The sequence below is a fragment of the Actinomadura sp. NPDC048394 genome, assembly GCF_040651755.1.
In the GTDB taxonomy this organism is placed as follows: domain Bacteria; phylum Actinomycetota; class Actinomycetes; order Streptosporangiales; family Streptosporangiaceae; genus Spirillospora; species Spirillospora montaniterrae.
In genome coordinates, this window is the sequence record NZ_JBEZJL010000188.1 from 1 (window position 1) to 1590 (window position 1590).

At 69.9% G+C, this 1590-nt stretch carries 1 protein-coding gene; it reads right to left on the reverse strand.

Annotated features, from left to right (window positions below; all coding sequences use genetic code 11):
* Positions 1-465 precede the first annotated feature (465 nt).
* A partial coding sequence (locus AB0C78_RS50765; RefSeq protein WP_360763058.1) for a DUF222 domain-containing protein occupies positions 466-1590 on the reverse strand: 1125 nt, incomplete at its 5' end.

The following is a 1590-nucleotide window of genomic DNA, read 5'->3' on the forward strand; positions in this document are numbered from 1 at the left end:
CGGTCGTTCTGGGCGGCGGTGCCCCTGATCTGCGGCGTCACGTTCCTGGACCGGGGCGCGAGCGCCGTCCGCAACGCGCTGGTCGCGCACGCGCTTCCGTCAGGTACGAAGAGGATCGAAGGGCGCCCCTTGCTCTATCCCGTCAATACGCGAGCACGCTGCCGAGCGCTGCGATGCATTCGGCGGGCGCGTGGTCTGTTCGGTTCGCCCATTCGCGGTGGGGAATTCCGTGCTGCTTGGCCGCCGGGCATCGGCTGGAGCTGTGATGGTGCCGCGAGGCTAGGGCAGTGCAGGGGAGGGGCGCTGCGGTGCCGCTCCCAGTTGAGGGCCGCTCGATGTTCCCCCGGGCGTGGGGCCAGGCAGGCCAGGCCGTGATGGTGGCTGCGCTGGTGTGTGGTGTGGGCATGCCGATGCCGCCCGGACACGAGTGGTCCGGGCGGGCCTGGCGGTCAGGCCGGGGGGTGGTTATGCGGCCCAGTGGAGGGTGCTATCCGGTGGGCCGATGCTGCCCGGTGGCCCGGTTGCCCCTCGCGCGTCTGGTGGTGGTAGCAGCCGGTAGACGTAGCGCCCGTCTTGATCTTTGGTGATCTGGATCTGGTCGGGGCGGGTGTGTTTGAAGCGGTTGTGCCATCCGCAGGTGAGGCTGAGCTGGTCGATGTCGGTGGGCGAGTGTCCGAGGGCCCAGCCATTGACGTGGTCCACTTCGCACAACGTGCCGGGAATCTCGCACTCTCGCACTGCACATGAGGGATAGAGCGTTTCCAGCACCTGCCGTTGGGCTGGGGAGGCGAACCGTTCCCGGTGGCCCAGGTAGAGCGGAGTGTTTCCGCGTCCGAGGAGCAACGGTGAGACTCCGGCGGCCAGGGCGATGCGGCGGGCCTGGGTGGCGGGGATGGGGGTTCCGTCGGTGAGGCGGGCCGGGGCGTTGCCGCCGGTGAGCGTCTCGAGGTCGCAGATGACGGTGACCTTGGTGGCCTTGTGTCCGCCCGACAGCACGCTGGAGAGCGCCGCTGCCGTTCGCTCGGCGACGTCGCGGCGGTCGTCGGGTCCGGCCGGCTTGGCCAGCGGGGCGAGGGTGCCGTCCCAGATGGCGGCGTCTTCGGGGTTCAGCCAGCCTTTGACGTACCGGCCGCCGTCCAGCGAACGTGTCGTGGTCAGCCAGGACTTGTCGTAGCCGCGTTTGGTGTCCTCGTCGGGGGTGTCTTCGGTGTCGTCGCGTTCGGCGATGAGGTCGCGGATGCGGTGGCCGAACGTGGCGACCTTCCCGGCGGAAAAGCCTTGGTCGACGAAGCCGAGGAGTGTGGCTTCGGCTTCTGCGCAGTCGGTGTCGTCCAGGCGGGCGACCGAGTCGGCCACGGTGGTGGCGTAGCCGAAGGACAGCTCACCGGACGCCAACCGCTCAGCCACTTGGGGCAGGCGGTGCCGCTGCCGTGCGAGAGTGAGGCGCTCCTTGGCGCGGCTCTCGCGCATGCCGAGGCGGGAGCGGAGCCACGCGCGGGTGGAGGGGAATCCCCACCGCTGCTGCTCCCCGGTGGCGTCGACTCGGCCGATGAATCCGGCGAGCGCGCTTTCCTGCATATCTGCTGCGGC